Below are 17,724 nucleotides of genomic sequence, written 5' to 3'. Positions count from 1 at the left end.
CCCTGGTCGACCCGGCCGGTCACTTGACCACCCAGGGCTGATCCGACTTCTCCCAGTTCTTCGCGCTCTGTTCGAGCTGCTCCGCGGCCCGGTGCAGGTGCTCGATGCCGGCCCGGACATTGTCGAGGTGCCCGTCCACCGAGGCGTTGTGCCGCTCCACCGCACCGTGGCCGAACATGCTCAACGCGCCGCCCGGCAGTTTCACGTCCGCCAGCAGCGTCTGCACGTTGCGCAGGTACTGGATCGGACCGTCCGGCGCGTCGAGCATCCGGCCGGCCTTACGGATCGCGTCGACGTCCACCGTGTTCGCCATCGTCGGCCCCCGCTCAGCGCCGCAGACCGCGGGTCGGGTCGGACAGGTCCACCCCGAACTGGCGGAACCAGTCCTCCGGGGTCAGCGTGCCGTCCTGCGCGCGGCGGACCAGGTCGGAGTCGCCGAGCGTCTCGGCCAGCATCTCCTGCTGCCGCTCCGCGAAGGCCGCGTACGCCGCGTCCACGGCCGCCTGGACCGACTCCGCCAGCGAGAAGCTGTCCATCCGCATGGCCCGGGCGTTCAGCTCGATGTTCCCGACCTTCATCTCACCGTCGACAGTCACCCGGACCAGGCCGTCCGGGCTCTCCCCGGCCACCCGCAGCTCGGCCCGCTGCTGCTGAAGCTCGACCAGCCGGCGCTGCTGCTCCTGGGCCTGCCGCAACAGGCTCTCCACGGCTCCACCGATACCCGACGGGCTACTCACCACGGGCTCCCCTCCACACTCGCGACGTCGCGCCGACGCTACCGGACCGACGGTCCGCCGTCCGACCCGTCAGGCCGGCTCCGTCCAGGCGGTCTGGATCAACTGCTGGCCGTCGCGGCGGCGGACCAGGGTGCCCCGGCCCGGCGGCTGCGGGCTGGGCCGCAGGTTGCCGAAGACCGCGCCCTCCTCCCGGCTGCCGGACATCAGCAGGCCCGGCGAGTCCAGCTCGCGCAGGCGTTGCAGCACCGGCTCGTAGAGCGCCCGGGCCACGCCGCCCACCCGCCGGGTGACGATCAGGTGCAGGCCGATGTCCCGCGCCTGCGGCAGCAGCTCGTGCAGCGCGCTGAGCGGGTTGCTCCCGCCGGAGGCGACCAGGTCGTAGTCGTCCACCAGGATGTACAGCTCCGGCCCCTTCCACCAGCTCCGGTCGCGGAGCTGCGCGGTCGTCACGTCCGGGCCCGGCAGCCGGTTCTGCAGGGCGCTGCGGATCGAGCCGAGCCCCTGACCGAACACCTGGTTGGACGGCGCGTAGTCGAGCAGGTGGTCCCCCTCGACCGCGCCCAGCAGGCCACGCCGGTAGTCGGCGATGACCAACCGCGCCTGCGCCGGCGTGTACCGCTCGGCGATCCCCCGGGCGATCAGCCGCAGCAGGTTGGTCTTGCCGCACTCGGCGTCGCCGAAGACGGTCAGGTGCGGCTCGCCCGCCAGATCGAGGTAGACCGGGGCCAACGCCGACTCGTTCACCCCGATCGGGATGCCCGGGACGGCCCGGTCGACCACCGTGGCCAGCTCGTCGACCGTGAGCCTGCGCGGCAGCAGCCGGACCCTCGGCGCCGGCCGGCCCGGCCAGTTCGCCGCCACGTGCCCGGCCAACGCGACCGACGCCTCGGTCAGGTCCTCGATGTCGCGCCTGCCGTCGATCCGCGAGACCGCGGTCAGGAAGTGCAGCTTGTCGCGGGTCAGGCCGCGACCCGGCGCACCGACCGGCACGTTCTGCGCGGCCCGCCGGTCGATCTCCGACTCGGCCGGGTCACCCAGCCGCAACTCCAGCCTGGTGCCGAGCAGATCACGCATGCTGATCCGGATCTCCGCCCACCGCACCGCCGTGACCACCACGTGTACGCCGAAGCCCAGCCCCCGGTTGGCCAGGTTGGTGATGGTCTGCTCCAGCTCCTCGTACTCCTGGCGCAGTGTGTTCCAGCCGTCCACGACGAGGAAGACGTCCCCGAACGGGTCGTCGGCGAACTCCCCGGCGGCCCGCCGCCGGCGGTAGCTCGCCACCGAGTCGATGCCGTGCTGGGTGAACCGGTTCTCCCGCTCGTCGAGCACGGCCACCACCTCGGCCACCGTCCGGCGGACCGCCTCGACATCACGCCGGCCGGCCACGCCCGCGACGTGCGGCAGCGCGTCCAGGCTGCGCAGCGCGCCACCACCGAAGTCGAGGCAGAAGAACTGCACCTCGCGCGGCGTGTGGGTGAGTGCCAGGGCGGCCAGCAGTGAGCGCAACATGGTGCTCTTGCCACTGAGCGAGGCGCCGACGATCACCACGTTGCCGCCGGCCCCGGCAAGATCGACCATCATCGGGTCGCGGCGCTGCTCGTACGGCCGGTCCACGATGCCCACCGGCACGGCGAGCCGGCCGCGGCCCGGCCACTCCGCGGTGGTCAGGCCGAACGTCGGGTGCACGCTCAACGGCGGCAGCAACTCGGCCAACCCGGACGGCTCGGCCAGCGGCGGCAGCCAGACCTGGTGCGCGGGGCGTCCCCGCCCCGCGAGCTGGCCGATCAGCACGTCCAGCGTGGACACGGTCTTGCCGTCGCCGGTCTGCTCGGGCTCCGGCGCGGTCTCCGCCGCGCTCGGCAGCGCCGGCACCGGCACGTGGTCGACGCCGTACGGCACGATCCGGCGCTGCACCTGCGCCCGGGTGGAGCGCTGCACCTGCCCCGGCGCCCGGTACGGGCCGGAGACGTAGGCGGCGCGGAACCGCAGCATGGTGGCCGTGTCGGTCTTGAGATAGCCGTGCCCGGGCGCGCTCGGCAGCTCGTACGCGTCCGGCACGCCCAGCACGATCCGGCTCTCCACCGCCGAGAACGTCCGCAGGCCGATCCGGTACGACAGGTGCGTGTCCAGCCCGCGCAGCTTCCCCTCCTCCAGCCGCTGCGAGGCGAGCAGCAGGTGCACGCCGAGCGACCGACCGAGCCGGCCGATCATCACGAACAGGTCGATGAAGTCCGGCTTGGCGGCCAGCAGCTCGGAGAACTCGTCGCAGATGATGAGCAGGCTGGGCATCGGCTCCAGCGGCTCGCCGGCCGCCCGCGCCTTCTCGTAGTCGTAGCGGGACACGTAGTTGCCGGCCGCCCGCAGCACCTCCTGCCGCCGGTTCATCTCGCCGGCCAGCGCGTCGCGCATGCGGTCGACCAGCGGCAGCTCGTCCGACAGGTTGGTGATCACGGCGCTGGTGTGCGGCAACGCGTCGAGCGAGGCGAACGTCGCGCCGCCCTTGAAGTCGACCAGGACGAAGTTCAGCTCCGCCGAGGAGTGCGTGACCGCCAACGCGCCGACCACGGTCCGCAGCAGCTCGCTCTTGCCGGAACCGGTCGCGCCGATGACCAGGCCGTGCGGGCCCATGCCCTCGTGCGCGGACTCCTTGAAGTCCAGCTCGACCACGTTGCCGTCCGGCCCCAGGCCGAGCGGGATACGCAGCCGGTCCCGGTGGTTGCGGGGCTGCCAGGTCTGCCGGACGTCCACCGTGGCCGCGTCGCCGACGCCGAGCAGGTCGGGCAGCTCCATGCTGCGGGCCAGCGGCTCGTCGGTGCTGGCGCCCTGCTGCGGGGAGAGCCGGAACGGCGCGAGCTGCCGGGCCAACCCCTCGGCCGCCGGCCGGGTCAACCGGTCCGGCCGGCCGAGCCGGGGCGCGGTGGCGGCACCGATCAGGCCGAGCCCGGTGCCGTCGCCGACGTCCAGGCCGAGCAGCCAGCGGCCGGCGTCCCGGGGCACCGCCCCGGACAGGTCCACCACCGTGGTGCCGAGCAGCCCCAGCCCGGTCAGCGCGCAGGTCGCCGACACCTCGCCGCCGTCGAGCACCACCACCACGTGCGGCGCGGTGGTGAGCGGCTTCGCCTCGGGGGTGAACCGGGGCCGGCCACCCAGCTCGTGGGCGAGGGCCGACTCCGCCTCGGCCAGGCCGGCGAAGACCAGTCGGCGCGCGCCCGCCGCGTCCGTACGCCCCGGGTGCTGGGCGTGCGGCAGCCACTTGACCCAGTCCCAGGCCGGCTGCCGGTCCGGCGCGGCCACCACGACCACCAGCAGGTCCTCCGGGGCGTGGAACGTCACCAACTGGCCCAGCGCGGCCCGCGCCAGGTCGAGCACCGGCTCCCGGTCGCCGCGCAACGCGATCCGGCCGAACGCCCGCAGCGACAGCGCGGTGGGCAGCTCCGGCACGCTGGAGTGGGCGCGGACGAACCGGCGCAACGCGATCGCGCTCATCGGTTCCAGGTCCTCCACCGGCTTGGTCTCCGGCGGCACGATCTCCACCGCCAGCCGCTGCGGGCCGAGCGCGATGCGTACCTCGCCGAAGTCGTCCTCGGTGGGCCGCCGCTCCCACCGCCGGCGGGAGGCGGCGATCGACCAGAGCGCGTCCGGCTCCGGGTGCCGCCAGGTCATCGCGGCGCGCTGCTGCTCGGCCGCCCGCCGGGTGCGCTTGCGCATCTGCGCCAGGTAACGCATGTAGTCGCGGCGCTGGGCGTTCAGCTCGGCCTTGTCGTTGCCGCCGGTGCCGAGCGTGCCGATCGCCATGCCCAACATGGACACGCCGAACAGGCCGCCGGCCACGTACGTCATCATGCCGCCGCCACGGCCGGCGTAGAGGAAGGCCATCGCGCCGACGCCGCAGAGCATCGGCAGGATCATCAGCACCTGCCCCATGCCCTTGGCCTGCGGCTCCGGCAACTCGGGCGGGGACTCCAGCAGCACCTCACCGCGCGGCATCGCCGGCCCCGGTTGACGCGGTGGCCGGCGGAACACCACCGTACCCACGGCTCTCCCCTCCCCCGCAGGTCCGCCACCGCCGCGAGCGTCGGGTGGGCGACCTGTGCGACCGCCATCGTAGGTAATCTCCCGGAGGCGTCGTGGACCCGTGGGGACGACGTCGACGGCCGGCGGGATCGTAGGCGAGCGCGAGGAGGCCACTGTGGCGACGAAGACGGCGACCGGCGGGCTGAGCCGGATCACCATCGTGGCGCCGCGGACCCGGATGGACCTGGCCCTCCCCGCCGACGTCCCCCTGGCCGACCTGCTGCCGACGCTGCTGCGCCACGCCGGCGAGGAGCTCGCCGACGAGGGCGTGGGGCACGGCGGGTGGAGCCTGTCCCGGCTCGGCGGGCCGCCGCTCGACGGCGGGCGTACCGCCGCGCAGCTCGACGTCCGCGACGGCGAGGTGCTCTACTTCAACCCGCGCGCCGCCACCGCGCCCGAGATCGTCTTCGACGACGTGGTGGACGCCGTCGCCACCTCCACCGCCCAACGGGCCGGCGCCTGGCAGGTGGGCACCACCCGGGCGTACGCGGTGCTGCTCGCCTCCTCGGCGCTGGCTGCCGGCGCGGTCGCGGCGCTGCTCGCCGGGCCGCCGCAGCTCCCCGGCGCGGTGGCCGCCCTGGTGGTCGCGGTGGCCCTGCTGGTCGGTGCCGCGGTGCTGTCCCGGGCGGCCGGCGACAGCCGCACCGGCGCGGTGCTGGCCCTGGTCGGGGTCGGCCACGCGGGCGTCGGCGGCCTGCTGGTGCTCGCCGGGGACCGGCCGCTGACCGAACTGGCCAGCCCGCACGTGCTGCTCGCCGGCACCGCCGTGGTGCTCTTCGGCGCGCTCGCCGCGCTCGCCGTCGGGGACCGGACGCCGTGGTTCCTCGGCACGGTGGGCGTGGGCGCGGCGGTCGGCTTCGGCGCGGTGCTCAGCCTGGCCTTCGACATCGACGCCGCCGCCTCGGCGGCGGTGGTGTCGGCCGTGGCGTTCGGCGCGCTGCCGGCGCTGCCGATGCTCGCCTACCGGCTCGCCCGGCTGCCGGTGCCGTCCATTCCGACCGGCCCGGAGGACCTGAAGACCGACACCGAGTCGGTGGACGGGCCGTCCGTGCTGCGCGACAGCGAGCGGGCCGACGGGTTCCTCACCGGTCTGCTGTGGACCGTCGCGCTGCTGGTGCTCGGCGGTGAGCTGGTGCTGGCCGTTGACGGTCGGCTCCCGGCGGTGCTGCTCTGCCTGGTGCTCGCGCTGCTGTCGCTGCTGCGGGCCCGCCCGTTCCTCGGCCGCGACCAACGCACCCCGGTGCTGCTCGCCGGCACGCTCGGCCTCGGGCTGGTCGCCGCGGCGGTCTTCGACGCCGGCTCGCTGCCGGTGCGGCTCGGCCTGATCCTCGGCGGGCTGACCGTGGTGGCCGTGATCAGCCTGGTCTACGGGCTCACCGTGGCCGGCAAGCGGATCTCCCCGGTCTGGGGGCGGGTCCTGGACATCGTCGAGATCCTGCTGATCGTCGCGCTGGTGCCGCTGGCCGTCTGGGTCTGCGGCGCGTACGGCTGGATCGTCAACCTTCGACCGTGACGGTGCCCATCGCGGTGCCCACCGGCGCGGTGGCGTAGACGCCGGGCCCGTGCTGGCCGTCCAGCGGGCGGGCCGGCACCCCGGCCCGGCGGGCCATCTCCCGGACGGCCTTCACCAGCGCCTCGGCGTGCCCGTCCATGGCCGCCACCCGCAGCAGCGGGGGGAGCCGCCGGCCACCGGGGAGCACCACCGCCGCGACCGTGTGCGACGGCGCGGAGGTGGCGGTGACCGCGTCCACAAGCGCGCCCAGCGAGCCGTGGGGACGGACCCGCAGCGCCAGGCAGCGTTGCGTCCAGCCGCCCCCGCGCAGGCCGGTCCAGGTCTCGGTCGGGGACTCCGGCGCCAGGTCGAGCCCGGCCCCGGAGACCACCGCCGCGTGCAGCTCGTCGCGACCCAGCACGCGGTGCCCGAGCCCGGCGGCGTGCAACGCCTTGCCGAGCCGACCCACGCCTGCCGCCACCGTCCGGTGCACGCCGCGCAGGCCGCCGCCGCGGCTCACCGTCTCGGCCCGGGCGTCACCCACGGCCAGCCGCAGCGCCACCCACACGGTGCGGTGCGCGGCCGGGGCCGCCCCCGGCGCGGGGTACCAGACCAGGGTGTGCGAGACGACCTGGGTCTGGGTGACCGGGCCGGCGAAGTCGGCGAGCACCGCGAGGGCACGGTCCACGGTCGCCGCCTCGATCGACCCGGCGGGCGCACCGGGCCGACCGGTCAGCGCCACCGCCGCGAACCAGCCCCGGTCGTCCTGACCGATGCCGAGCCGGGTGCCGCGCTCGGTCAGCTCCACCACGGTCAGCTCGGGCGCGAGCGCGGCCAACCGGGGGTCACCGGCCGGCAGCGCGCCCCGGGCCCGGTCCCGACGACGGCGCAGCCGACGGCGGAGCAACAGGTCCTCGTACCACCATCGGCCGCCCCGCCGGGCGAACGCGGCCACCACGGACAGCAGCGCGAGCAGCGCCACGGTGGCGAGCAGCCAGGTCGGGCCGGCGGTGGCGAACCAGACGGCGAGCGCGGCGCACTCGGCCACCACGAGCTGACCGACGACGACCGGGCCCAGGCGGCCCCGGCGTCGGCTGTCCGCCGGCGTCACCGGCCGGTCCGCCGGGGCGGGGGCGGTCGCCGTACGACCGGGTGGCGCCTGGAGCTGCGTCATCGGTGAGCGTCCCTTCTGGACATGTGGGCATCTGCCGGCGGATGCCCTCGCCGGGCGGCGGACGGGGTCCGGCGCACCCCCGACGGCCCCTTATCGTAGGGAAGCCCGCGGCGCTGTTCGGCCCTGATCGTCGCGGGCCCACCCGGCCCGGAGGTTAGTCATGCGGACCCGCCGCGATCAGGTGCAGGCGTACCGCTTCGTCACCCGCCGCATCGTCTCGGCGCTGCTCTCCGGTGACCCGGAGACCAACGACCTGCCGATGCGCCGGCTCGGCCTGGCGGTGTTCGGCAGCGTCATCGCCGCGGCGGTGGTCCTCGGCGGCGTGGGCGCGTACGGGCAACTGACAAGCAACGCCGCCCCGCTCGAACCGAACACCGTGGTGATCGAGCGGGAGACCGGGGCCACCTACTGGTTCGGTGACGACCGGGTGCTGCACCCGACGCTCAACTACGCCTCGGCCCGGCTCGTCGTCGACGACGCGTCGGCGACGGTGCGTACCGTGTCGCAGGCGTCGATCCGGGACCGGCCGCGGGGCCGGATGGTGGGCATCGTCGGTGCGCCGGACGACCTGCCCGACCGTGGGTCGCTGGTCGGGCTCCCCTGGTCGGTCTGCGACGTGCCGGACCCGAACGACAGGCGCCGCTCGACCACCCGGCTGCTGATCGACCGGCCGTTGTCCGGCGGCACCCCGCTCACCGACCGGGCCGTCCTGGTCCGCTCCGGCGACGCCCGCTGGCTGCTGACCGGCGGCGCCCGGCTGCGCGTGGTCGGCGACGAGCAGGCGCTGGTGGCGTTGCGGATGGCCGGCGCGGCCAACCTCACCGTCGGCCCGCAACTGCTCAACGCGGTGCCGGTGGGCCCGGCGCTGCGCCGGCCCACGATCGGCGGGGACGGCGGCCCGAGCGGGCTGACGGTGGCCGACCGGCCGGCCCGGCTCGGTCAGGTCTACCAGGCCGCCGGCCAGTTCTACGTCCTCACCCGGCAGGGCCTGGCGGCGGTCGGCGAGGTCACCGCCCGGCTGCTGCTCGGTGGCGGCGGCGGGATCACCGACATCACCCCGGACGAGGCCGGCCGGCTCTACACCGACCAGCGGCTGGAGGCGGACGGGCTGCCGGCCCGGATGCCCACGCTGCACGAGGTGCGCCCCGGCCGTACCGTGCTCTGCGCCACCTACCGGTCCGGTCCGGCCGGCCAGCCGCCGGCCACCACGCTGGAGGTCTTCGACGCCCCGCCGGCGGAGCTGACCGCGGCGACCGCGCTGCCGGCGCGGCAGGGTGCCCGGGACGCGGTCCGCACCGCCGAAAGCGTGCTGTTGCCCGGCGGCAAGGGCGCGTTGGTGCAGGCCACCGCCGGGGAGAGCGGCAAGCCGGCGGCCGGCGCCACGGTCTACCTGATCACCGCGCAGGGGATCCGCTACCCGCTCGGCACCGCCGCCGGGGACGCGCGGAGCGCCCTCGGCTACGGCGACGTGAGCCCGGTGGCGGTGCCCGCCTCGCTGCTGGCGCTGGTGCCGACCGGGCCGACCCTGGCCCGCGCGGACGCCATGGCGTACTTCGATGCGACGGCGCTGCCGGAGCGCGCCGCGACGCCCGTGCCGGCCCCGCCGGACGGTGCGGCGACCCAGGTCGGAGGCGGCTGACCGGCCGACGTGGAGCGGCGCGTCCGGGGGTCACCCAGGTGGGCGCGGTTCGACTAATCTGAGCACGGCCACCGGCTCTCGACGAGGACAACGGGGATTCCGCCATGACCGGGCGCACCACAGTCGACGTTCTTTCCCTTGAGGATTTCCACAAGCGGCTCGAACGGCGTCTGCACGAGGCCGAGTCGGTGTTGCGCACGCTCAACACCGAGATGCAGTGCCGGCCCCCCGCGCTTGGCACGTTCACCGACGCGACCGACAACTCACGCCGGTACGCCGAGACGCACCAGAGCTACGTCGACCACGTCGACCGGCTCCGCCGGGCGATCCTGGCCGCCCGCGGGGCCACCGCGACGATCATGAAGAACTACCGGACCGCCGAGGCCCGCAACGCCGCCGCCGCGGCCGACATCGCCGCCGCCCTCGCCGGGCTGAACGAGGCGATGACACAGCCGAGGGAGGATCCCCGTGTCTGAGTACACCCGGCGCTACGAGCATGTCAGCCACGAGGAGCTCTACCAGGGCGTCAACGCCGGCGACCCGGCGCAGATCGACGGGCTGAGCGCCCGCTGGACCTCCCTCAAGGGCACGCTCGACGACCTGTCCCGTGACCTCACCGCCGACCTGGACGCGCTGGCCAAGAGCTGGACCGGGGACGCGAGTCGCGAGTTCCAGCGCCGGCTCACCATGGTCGCCGGCTACTCCGGCGACCTGGCCGAGGGCATGACCGGCATCCGGCAGGCGCTGGACATGATGGCCGGCGACCTGCGCGCCGCCCAGGCCGAGGCGGAGAGCCCGGAGAAGACCGACGACCACGACAAGCTGCTCTCCGGCGCCGGCAAGGGCTTCCTGCTCGGCGGCGGCCCGGGCGCGGTGATCGGTGGCATCATCGGCCATCAGCAGGACGAGGCCGAGCAGGAGAAGGCGCACCAACGGATGGTGCGGGTGGTGGCGAAGCTGGCCGAGGGTTACGACTTCTCGGCGTACGGCCGGGTCGTCGCGCCGGAGCCGCCCGGGAGCGAGCTGCCCGGCCACCACGCTCCGCGGGATCCGACGTTGCAGGACGGCCCGTCGGTCCGGACCCCGTCGTCCGGCCCGAGCCTGGGCAGCTTCGGCCCCGGGGCGCACGCCTCCGCGACCACTTCGGGCGTGCACCACACGGCCCCGACCAGCGGTACGCCGGGCGACGGCACACCGGGCGGCCAACCGGGCGGTCGCCCCGGTGCGGGCGTCCCGGGTTCGGTCCTGACCGGCGGCACGGTCGACCCGAGCGGCACGTCGCTGGCCGGCGCCGGCCCGCTGACCACCGTCCCCGGCGGCCCGGCGATCGGCGGCGGCCCGGGTTTCGGCCCCGGCGGCGCCCAGCCGGCCGGCGGGGGCGGGCTCTTCGGCGGCCCCGGCGTGTTGAGCACCGGCTCGCTCGCCGGCACCGCCAACGCCGCCGCCCCGGGCCGGTTCGGCGGCGTGTCCGGCGCGGAGAGCCGCTCGGCGGCCGGCACCGGCCGGCTCACCTCCGGCCGGAGCCTGGCCGTCGACGCGGAGGGCAGGTCGACCGGTCGCACCGGGCGGCCCGCGACGGCCGGCCGCAACGGGGTGCTGGGCGCACGCGGCAACTCCGACGACGACGAGTCCGACGGCCGGCTGACCTGGCTCACCGAGGACGACATGGTCTGGGGGGACGGCCGGGCCGCCCCGCCGCCGGTCATCGACGGCCACTGACCTCGCACGGCGGACGGCGCGGCACCCGCCGGGTGCCGCGCCGTCCGGCGTCGGGGCGGCGCGCGTTCCCCCGAAGTGGGCCGGGCCGTCAGCAGAACGCGCCGGCCCGGGCGCCGCCGTCCTGCCGGGTGGTGCGGAAGTCGCAGAGGTCGTAGCCGTTGTCGGTGAGCGTGGCCCGCACGTCGGCGAGCTGCGCCGCGTCCAGCGCGGGCTGGCGGGACAGCACGAAACCACTGCTGCGGTCCGGGTCGCCGACGACCGCCCAGCGGTACTCCGGGTCCAGCCCGATCACCACGTAGTTGGGGCCGCCCAGGTAGATCCACCGGTCGCCGAGCCGGAGGAAGGAGACGGTGAGCGCCGAGTCGGCGGGCGGGTTCTCGCTCCGGGCCCGGCCGGTGGCCGTGCTCGTGGTGCCGAGGATCGTCCGGCAGGTGTTGCGGACGCCGACGGTCCCGTCGGGCTGAACGTCGTACCGGGCCTTGACGTTCTTGAAGCACTGGATCTCGAACCACTGCGGGATGGCGGCGACCTGGTACCAGTCGCCCGCGTACCGGTTGACGTCGACGGCGGCCACCGGTCGCAACGGACCGGTGTCGACCGAGGTGGTCGCGGCGTGGGCCGGGGTGGCGCCCAGGACCGTGGCGGCGGTCAGCGCGGCGACCAGCGCGGTGGTGGTGCGGCGTACGCCCATGGTTTCTCCTCGCGGTGGGGGTCGTCCGCGCCAGTGTGCCCCGCCCGACCGGCCGAAAACTGTCGACAATCTCATCGTCGTCGATGCATCCGTCGACCTGGTCCGAAGCGAAGAAGAGGGTCCGTCCACACCGATCCGTGGGCCGGCTCACGTAACCGGGAAGATCGTCGAGCTGCGTGCGCCGGCATCAACCGATAGGTTGAGGGGGTGCTGCCCGTAGCGTTCGCCTCGTCCACCTGGACGGCGATGCTGCGCCGGATCGCCCGCACGGCCGTGACCACCCTGGCGCTGATCGCCGGCCTCCAGGGCATCGCCGCGACCTCCGCCGACGCCGCCACGGTGACTCGTCCCGCCGTCGTCACGGTGACCGACACCCGTGTGTCGTCGACCGTCGACGCCGGCCGCGAGGCCGCGTCGACCGCGTCGGTCGCCGGGCCGGGCGCCGCCACGGTCGCGGCGTGGGCGGTCACCCACTCGGCCACCGGCCCGTCCGTCGCCGACCGGTTCGACGACGCGTCCGTCGCGCCGATCCCGGCCGTCGAGGTTCCGGCCACCGACGACGCGAGCCGGGCGACAATCGCCCGCCGCGGGCCGCCGCGCGCCTGACGGGCCACCTTTCCGGTCGCCCCGGCGCGGCCCCACCGCAGGCCGCCCCACCCGCGCACCCCGTCGCGCGCCGACGCGCACTCCGCCCGATGCCCGGGCCCACCCGTTGATCGTGAACAGTTCCACCGCGAGGTGCTGGTATGCAGACTGTCTTCTCCACCGTCCTGCCGGACGTCCCCGCCGCCGCCGTGATCTGGCTGGCCCTGCTCGCCCTGGCGGCGGTCGTGGTCGCCGCGCTCGTCGTCCGCCCCACCCGGTTCCGCGCGGTCTTCGGCGAGCGGATCAGCGACGCCGCCCGGCCGAGCAGCATCGACCGGGCCGAGCAGGACCGTGAGCGGACCCGCGAACGAGCCCGGTACGCGGACGAGGTGTCGGTGGCCGCGTCCCGCGCGACGGTGACCGCCGAACGGCGTCGGGCCGAGTGGCTGGCCGCCCAGGACGAGGCCGAAGCGGCGTGGCTCGCCTGCCAGGCGGCGGAGGAGGACGTCCGCCGGCTCGCCGCCGCCGCGGCCCTGCCGCTGCCCCGGACCGCCCGCACCCCGGCCGAGTACGCGGACCGGGAGCGCTGGCTGCACCGGGCGGCGCTGGACGCCCAGTGGCGCAAGGAGATCAGCGTGCAGCAGCTCAGTGACATCCTCGGCGGGCGCGGCTGGGACCCGAGCCGGCACCCGGTGGAGCAGGAGCTGCTGCTGCGCCGGCTGGTACGGGACAATCTGCTCATCCGGCAGCGTGCCGCGTCGGAGCGGGAGCAGGCCGCCTGGCGGGCCGCCGAGACGGCCGCCGCGGCGGCGCGGAGCCTGCGCGAGGAGGCGTTCACGGCGCTGCACCCGGTCGTCGAGCCGCAGGCGGCACTCTCCATCGTGGGCTTCGCCGGCCCGGAGAGCACGCGGGAGTTGCCGACCGCGACGCCGGTCGCGGAGACCACCCGGGAGCTGACGCCGGTGGCCCGGGGCCGGGCGGCCGTGCCGGCGTACTGAGCATCCGGGCGGCGGCGGCCCGGCTCCGCTAGCGTGGTGTCGTGTCCCGTGAAACGTGGGTGCTCGTTGTCGTCGCCGCAGTCGTCGCGGCCGCGACGCTGGTCGGTGCGGTGCTGCTCGCGATCCGGGTGGTTCGCACCCGTCGCATGCTGGGCGCGCTCGGCGCCGGCGGCAAGGTTGCCTTCTACGGCGCGCTGATCTACACGATCCTGCCGGTGGACCTGCTCCCCGACCCGATCTACCTGGACGACATGGGCGTGCTGGCCGGTGCGCTGTTCTATCTGGGCCGGCTGGCGGCCAAGCACCGGGCGGCGCAACGCGCGACACGCGACGCCCCCGCCACGTCGTTGCCCGCCGCCCCGCCACGCCGCCCCTAACCCGCGCCGCCCCGCAAGCACGGGCCCCCTGTCAACGCCTCCGGTAGAGGTACGGCCCCCGCCTGACACGGCCCCGGACAGGCGCCGCTCCGCAGGGGCGGAGGGACGCCGGTCCGGGGCTCGTCCGGTCGGTCCTACTCGCCGTCCATCCGCATGCTCGGCCACCAGCCGTAGACGCCCGAGCCGACCCGCCAGGAGGCGAGCGGCACGTTGAACCCGCCGGTCGGTGTCGAGGTGAACGTGTGCAGGCCCAGCCCGTTGTCCGGGTACTTGTAGAGGACGGCCAGGTCGTCCCGCCGGTCGCCGTTGTAGTCGCCGCCGACCAGCTTGATGCTGGCGAACTGCCCGAAGATCGACGACGACCACGACTCGACCGGGTCGGTGAAGTTGCCGTCGGGCTTGCCGGTCCAGGTCAGCAGGCGCAGCTTGTTGTCCTTGGTCTGGAGGGCGGCCACGTCGGCCCGCCCGTCACCGGTGAAGTCGCCGTCGACGATCTTCAGGGTGGAGAGGGCGCCGGGCGCCTTGTCCGCCGCGACGGACCACGAGGTGTAGCCGGCGCCGAACTTCCCGTCCGCCTGCCCCGGCCAGGTGATGGCCGCCATCGAGCCGTTGCCGTACGCGTAGAAGAGGCTGGCGTCGGCCCGCCCGTCGCCCGTCACGTCACCGGCGAAGACGCTGGTGCTCGCCCAGTTGCCGAAGTTCGACGCCCGCCAGGCCTCGATCGGCGCGTCGAACCCGCCGTCGGGCCGGGCGAGCCAGTTGATCCACGCCTCGTCGCCGCTGGCGTAGCCGTAGAAGGCGGTGAGGTCGGCCCGACCGTCGCCGTTGATGTCGCCCGACGCCATCTTCATGCTGGTCAGGTGGCCGAAGTCGGGTGAGGTCCAGGAGCGGACCGGTGCGCCGTGGGTGCCGTCCGGACGGGTGACGAACGTGTCCAGCGCGAACGCGTTGGCGGTGGTGGTGGACATGACCGCGAGGTCGTCGACGCCGTCGCCGTCGAAGTCGTCGTTGAACACCTTGACCCGGTCCGTGGCGTACGCGCCGGCGCCGCCCCGCCAGACACCGAGCGGGCTGCCGAACCCGCCGGTCGACGTGGCCGGGAACGTCTGCGGCGCGATGTCGCCGTTGGCGTAGACGTAGAGGAAGTTGATGTCGCCGTACTGGTCGGTGGCCGGCCCCTGCGGCATGGTGGCGGTGAGCCACGGGCCGAGGTCGTCGACCCGGGTGTCCACCGCGTCCCGGCGGGTCTCCGTCTCGGCGAGGCAGCCGCCCTGCCAGGAGGAGTGGTGCAGGCCGACCAGCCGGGGCGTGCCGCCGGTCGCGCGGACGGTCGGGCCGCCCAGGTCACCCCGGCAGATGCCGGCCGTGCCGGTGCCGAGGATGCCGGTCGTGCCGGCGTCGACGCTCTGCACCTCGAACGGCCCGGTGTGCAGTTGGTCCGGCACCCAGGTGGTGGCCGTGCGGCCGAAACCGGCGGCGGTGAGCTGCTCGCCCACGACCGGCGCCGTGCCGAGCGCCACCGGCGCGACGTCCACCCGCCGGGTCAGCCGCACCAGCGCGACGTCGCGGTCGGGGTGCGGCACGACCCGGAAGGCCGACGACGTGGCACCCGTCGAGGTGGTCAGGTCGGAGCGCCCCACGGTGACCGTGGTGGGCCGCGCCGGCTTGCCGTCGACGACGGGCTGGCCGTCGAAGCTGAAGCAGCTCTTGGCGGTGAGCACCCACCACGGATCGACGAGCGCCCCGCTGCACGAGCGGTCGGCCGGACCGATCGAGATCTTGGCGGCGAAGGCGTAGGAGCCGTCGGTCACGGCGGCACCGCCGGTGACGGCCTGCACGGGTGTGGCGGCGGTCCCGGCCAGCAGGACCATGGCTAACAGGCCGGCGCCGCGAACGGCGACACGGCGGTACGACAGTGACACGACGATTCCCCCGATTCGAACGGCACCCACCGCGACGGTGGGCACACGGGGTCACCTTATGAAGCGTTCGGTACACCCACTGTCCACCTTGGCGTGAAGAAGCGCACACCTGGGAGCCTTGCTCCGGACATCGGGCATGACGTATCCCGTCGTCCGGCGCGCCGCCGGTTCGGCATGTGATGATCGGGCTCGGGGACGAGTGAGGAGACGGCATGACTGGGCGGCACGGGTTGGATCCGCACGACGGGCGGGTCGCGCGTTTCTTCGCCGACCGGCACCTCGCCACGTTGACCACGTTGCGCGCCGACGGCACGCCGCACGTCGTACCGGTCGGGGTGACCTTCGACCCGGACGCCGGCCTGGCCCGCGTGATCACCTCTGGCGGTTCGGCGAAGGCGCGGCACGTGGCGGGCGCGGGCCCGGCGGGCACGCCGGTCGCGGTCTGCCAGGTCGACGGCCGCTGGTGGTTGACCGTGGAGGGCCGGGCGGTGGTGCGTCGTGACCCGGAGTCGGTGGCCGAGGCCGAGCGCCGGTACGCCGAGCGCTACCGCACCCCGCGCCCGAACCCGGAACGGGTGGTGCTGGAGATCGCGGTGACCCGCCTGCTGGGCAGCCTGCCCGACTGAGCGGCCCGCCCGGCTCCCGCCGCCGACGGGTCCCGCTGCCCGGAACGCGCGCCGGACACACCGGATCCCGGGCACCCGCTTCGGGGTGACCCGGGATCCGCCGCCCGGATGCTCAGCGTCCGGTGTCGCCCTCGCCGGTGCGCTGCTGCGCCATGTCGACGCCCTTGTCGATCTGCTGGTCGTACTTGCCGCCGGTGCGCTTGTCGGCCATGTCGCCAGCCTTCTCGACGCCCTGGTCGACCTGCTTGTCGTGCTTGTCGGCGAAGTCGCGGGCCTTGTCCATGAAGTCACTCATGTCGCATCTCCCTTCGGTACCTTGAAAGCCTTCCCCGGTGCCGGGGTGACAAACACCGGACGGGCGATGACGGACCGGGTGTCGGATTCGGCCGGGTCGGGTACCAACGGCCACGATCGAGGAGGCGACGTGGACGACGACGCTGGTACGCCCGACCCGGCACGCCCCGCCAGGGCCCGGTTCGACCCGACCCGCTCCGAGCCGGCCCATGCCGAGCCGGGCCATGCCGAGCCGGCACGGGTCGGGCCCCGGCAGACGTGGGCGGGGCTGCCCTGGCCGGTGCGCACGGCGGTCACCTGGAGCCTCTGCCTCCTGGTGGTGGCCGCCGGGCTGTGGCTGCTCGGGCAAATCGCGGTGCTGCTGGCGCCGCTTGCCGTGGCGTTGGCCGGCACGCTGTTCCTCACCGCGCTGCTCGACCCGGTGCTGGTGCGGCTGCGCCGGCTCCGGGTGCCGGCCGCGCCGGCCGCGCTGCTCACCGTCCTGCTGCTGCTCGGGGTGCTGGCCGGCGCCGGCGTCCTGGTCTGGAACCTCACCGCCAGTCAGTTCGGGGAGCTGAGCCAGCAACTCGACGAGGGCCTGCAACGCAGCCGTGACTTCGTCACGTCCTCGCTGCCGGTCAGCGACCAGCAGCTCGACAAGCTGGTCGAGCAGATCCGGCAGGGTGTCAGCGCCGGCGCCCCCGACCCGGTCGCCGGCGCGCAGAAGGTCGCCGAGGTGGCCGGCGCGTTGCTGCTCGGCCTGGTCCTCCTCTTCTTCCTGCTCAAGGACGGCCGGTCGATGTGGCACTGGGTGCTGCGCCGGCTGACCGGGCCGCGTCGCGACGTGACCGCCGAGGCCGGCCGGGCCGGCTGGCGGACGCTCGGCGCGTACAGCCGGGGCACGATGATCATCGCGGCGATCGACGCCATCGGCATCGGGCTGGCGCTGGTCGTGCTGCGCGTTCCGCTCGCGCTGCCGCTCGCCCTGATCACGTTCCTCGGCGGGTTCGTGCCGATCATCGGCGCCACCGTGGCCGGCGCGGTGGCCGTGCTCGTCGCGCTGGCCGCGAACGGCCCGACCACCGCCCTGCTCACGCTGGCGGCGGTGATCGCGGTGCAGCAGATCGAGGGCAACCTGCTGGAGCCGCTCGTGATGCGTCGGCAGGTGCAACTGCATCCGGCGGTCATCCTGGTGGTGGTCACCGCCGGCACGCTCGTCGCCGGCGTCGCCGGCGCGTTCGTCTCGGTGCCGATCGCCGCGGTGCTCTGGCGGGTGCTCGACACCGTGCAGCGGCACCGGTCCGGCGGGACCGCGCGAGCCGCCGGCGTGGACGCCGCCGGCTGACCCGCCGATGCCACCGGCTGGCCGGGCCCACGCAACCGGCTGGCCCGGCGGACGCCACCGGCTGACCCGCCG

At 74.9% G+C, this 17,724-nt stretch carries 16 protein-coding genes; 9 read left to right on the top strand and 7 right to left on the bottom strand.

The window, feature by feature from the left end; genetic code table 11:
• Positions 1-19: 19 nt before the first annotated feature.
• The 3 genes from ACZ6O5_RS10745 to eccCa all read right to left on the bottom strand — a co-directional run bounded on the left by ACZ6O5_RS10745 (position 20) and on the right by eccCa (position 4,772).
• The gene (locus ACZ6O5_RS10745; protein WP_405092214.1) at positions 20-313 is read right to left on the bottom strand and encodes a hypothetical protein; all 294 of its coding nucleotides are present in this window, start codon (positions 311-313) and stop codon (positions 20-22) included.
• Between the two features lie 13 nt (positions 314-326).
• The gene (locus ACZ6O5_RS10740) at positions 327-707 is read right to left on the bottom strand and encodes a YbaB/EbfC family nucleoid-associated protein (protein WP_465976173.1); all 381 of its coding nucleotides are present in this window, start codon (positions 705-707) and stop codon (positions 327-329) included.
• A 99-nt stretch (positions 708-806) separates the two neighbouring features.
• Complete coding sequence (gene eccCa / locus ACZ6O5_RS10735) at positions 807-4,772, bottom strand: type VII secretion protein EccCa (protein WP_465976171.1); 3,966 nt, start codon at positions 4,770-4,772, stop codon at positions 807-809.
• Between the two features lie 154 nt (positions 4,773-4,926).
• Here eccCa and eccD point away from each other — a divergent pair, with 154 nt between their 5' ends.
• Positions 4,927-6,324, top strand: coding sequence for a type VII secretion integral membrane protein EccD (gene eccD, locus ACZ6O5_RS10730; protein ID WP_465976169.1), 1,398 nt, complete (start codon positions 4,927-4,929; stop codon positions 6,322-6,324).
• Here the strand turns inward: eccD and ACZ6O5_RS10725 are convergent.
• Complete coding sequence (locus ACZ6O5_RS10725) at positions 6,308-7,477, bottom strand: type VII secretion protein EccE (RefSeq protein WP_465976167.1); 1,170 nt, start codon at positions 7,475-7,477, stop codon at positions 6,308-6,310. The two genes, eccD and ACZ6O5_RS10725, sit on opposite strands and share 17 nt — an antisense overlap.
• Before the next feature lie 160 nt (positions 7,478-7,637).
• Between ACZ6O5_RS10725 and eccB the strand changes: the two genes are divergently transcribed.
• The 3 genes from eccB to ACZ6O5_RS10710 all read left to right on the top strand — a co-directional run bounded on the left by eccB (position 7,638) and on the right by ACZ6O5_RS10710 (position 10,835).
• Positions 7,638-9,116: a type VII secretion protein EccB gene (gene eccB / locus ACZ6O5_RS10720; protein WP_465976166.1), complete on the top strand. Its 1,479-nt coding sequence runs from the start codon at positions 7,638-7,640 to the stop codon at positions 9,114-9,116.
• Positions 9,117-9,220: 104 nt separating this feature from the next.
• Positions 9,221-9,592, top strand: a complete 372-nt coding sequence (locus ACZ6O5_RS10715) for a hypothetical protein (RefSeq protein ID WP_465976164.1) — start codon at positions 9,221-9,223, stop codon at positions 9,590-9,592.
• Positions 9,585-10,835, top strand: coding sequence for a WXG100 family type VII secretion target (locus ACZ6O5_RS10710; protein WP_465976162.1), 1,251 nt, complete (start codon positions 9,585-9,587; stop codon positions 10,833-10,835). Before ACZ6O5_RS10715 ends, ACZ6O5_RS10710 begins: the two co-directional genes overlap by 8 nt.
• A gap of 88 nt (positions 10,836-10,923) precedes the next feature.
• On the opposite strand, the gene ACZ6O5_RS10705 is transcribed toward ACZ6O5_RS10710, so the two are convergent.
• On the bottom strand, positions 10,924-11,526 hold the full coding sequence (locus ACZ6O5_RS10705) for a lipocalin family protein (RefSeq protein ID WP_465976161.1): 603 nt from the start codon (positions 11,524-11,526) through the stop codon (positions 10,924-10,926).
• 207 nt (positions 11,527-11,733) lie between these two features.
• Between ACZ6O5_RS10705 and ACZ6O5_RS10700 the strand changes: the two genes are divergently transcribed.
• The 3 genes from ACZ6O5_RS10700 to ACZ6O5_RS10690 all read left to right on the top strand — a co-directional run bounded on the left by ACZ6O5_RS10700 (position 11,734) and on the right by ACZ6O5_RS10690 (position 13,486).
• Complete coding sequence (locus ACZ6O5_RS10700; RefSeq protein WP_465976159.1) at positions 11,734-12,132, top strand: hypothetical protein; 399 nt, start codon at positions 11,734-11,736, stop codon at positions 12,130-12,132.
• A gap of 140 nt (positions 12,133-12,272) precedes the next feature.
• Positions 12,273-13,109, top strand: coding sequence for a hypothetical protein (locus ACZ6O5_RS10695; protein WP_465976158.1), 837 nt, complete (start codon positions 12,273-12,275; stop codon positions 13,107-13,109).
• 41 nt (positions 13,110-13,150) lie between these two features.
• The gene (locus tag ACZ6O5_RS10690; RefSeq protein ID WP_396772660.1) at positions 13,151-13,486 is read left to right on the top strand and encodes a hypothetical protein; all 336 of its coding nucleotides are present in this window, start codon (positions 13,151-13,153) and stop codon (positions 13,484-13,486) included.
• Positions 13,487-13,620: 134 nt separating this feature from the next.
• Here ACZ6O5_RS10690 and ACZ6O5_RS10685 read toward each other — a convergent pair whose 3' ends face one another.
• A complete protein-coding gene (locus tag ACZ6O5_RS10685) occupies positions 13,621-15,408 on the bottom strand; it encodes a trypsin-like serine protease (RefSeq protein ID WP_465976156.1) in 1,788 nt (595 codons plus the stop codon).
• A gap of 212 nt (positions 15,409-15,620) precedes the next feature.
• Between ACZ6O5_RS10685 and ACZ6O5_RS10680 the strand changes: the two genes are divergently transcribed.
• A complete protein-coding gene (locus ACZ6O5_RS10680) occupies positions 15,621-16,034 on the top strand; it encodes a pyridoxamine 5'-phosphate oxidase family protein (RefSeq protein ID WP_465976154.1) in 414 nt (137 codons plus the stop codon).
• A gap of 112 nt (positions 16,035-16,146) precedes the next feature.
• Here the strand turns inward: ACZ6O5_RS10680 and ACZ6O5_RS10675 are convergent, their stop codons facing one another.
• Positions 16,147-16,329 (bottom strand): antitoxin, encoded by a 183-nt coding sequence (locus ACZ6O5_RS10675; protein WP_465976152.1) that lies wholly within the window; start codon positions 16,327-16,329, stop codon positions 16,147-16,149.
• Between the two features lie 129 nt (positions 16,330-16,458).
• Here ACZ6O5_RS10675 and ACZ6O5_RS10670 point away from each other — a divergent pair, with 129 nt between their 5' ends.
• Positions 16,459-17,652: an AI-2E family transporter gene (locus ACZ6O5_RS10670; protein ID WP_465976151.1), complete on the top strand. Its 1,194-nt coding sequence runs from the start codon at positions 16,459-16,461 to the stop codon at positions 17,650-17,652.
• The last annotated feature ends 72 nt before the right edge of the window (positions 17,653-17,724 follow it).

The sequence above is a fragment of the Micromonospora sp. NPDC049201 genome (assembly GCF_055586805.1).
This window is presented reverse-complemented; position numbering and strand designations above follow the sequence as displayed.

Bases quoted from the DNA above. Each gene is read 5' to 3' on its own strand.
- ACZ6O5_RS10705 (WP_465976161.1), bottom strand. From the start codon at position 11,526: ATGGGCGTACGCCGCACCACCACCGCGCTGGTCGCCGCGCTGACCGCC.
- ACZ6O5_RS10695 (WP_465976158.1), top strand. From the start codon at position 12,273: ATGCAGACTGTCTTCTCCACCGTCCTGCCGGACGTCCCCGCCGCCGCC.
- ACZ6O5_RS10680 (WP_465976154.1), top strand. From the start codon at position 15,621: ATGACTGGGCGGCACGGGTTGGATCCGCACGACGGGCGGGTCGCGCGT.
- ACZ6O5_RS10745 (WP_405092214.1), bottom strand. From the start codon at position 313: ATGGCGAACACGGTGGACGTCGACGCGATCCGTAAGGCCGGCCGGATG.
- ACZ6O5_RS10675 (WP_465976152.1), bottom strand. From the start codon at position 16,329: ATGAGTGACTTCATGGACAAGGCCCGCGACTTCGCCGACAAGCACGAC.
- ACZ6O5_RS10715 (WP_465976164.1), top strand. From the start codon at position 9,221: ATGACCGGGCGCACCACAGTCGACGTTCTTTCCCTTGAGGATTTCCAC.
- eccB (WP_465976166.1), top strand. From the start codon at position 7,638: ATGCGGACCCGCCGCGATCAGGTGCAGGCGTACCGCTTCGTCACCCGC.
- ACZ6O5_RS10725 (WP_465976167.1), bottom strand. From the start codon at position 7,477: ATGACGCAGCTCCAGGCGCCACCCGGTCGTACGGCGACCGCCCCCGCC.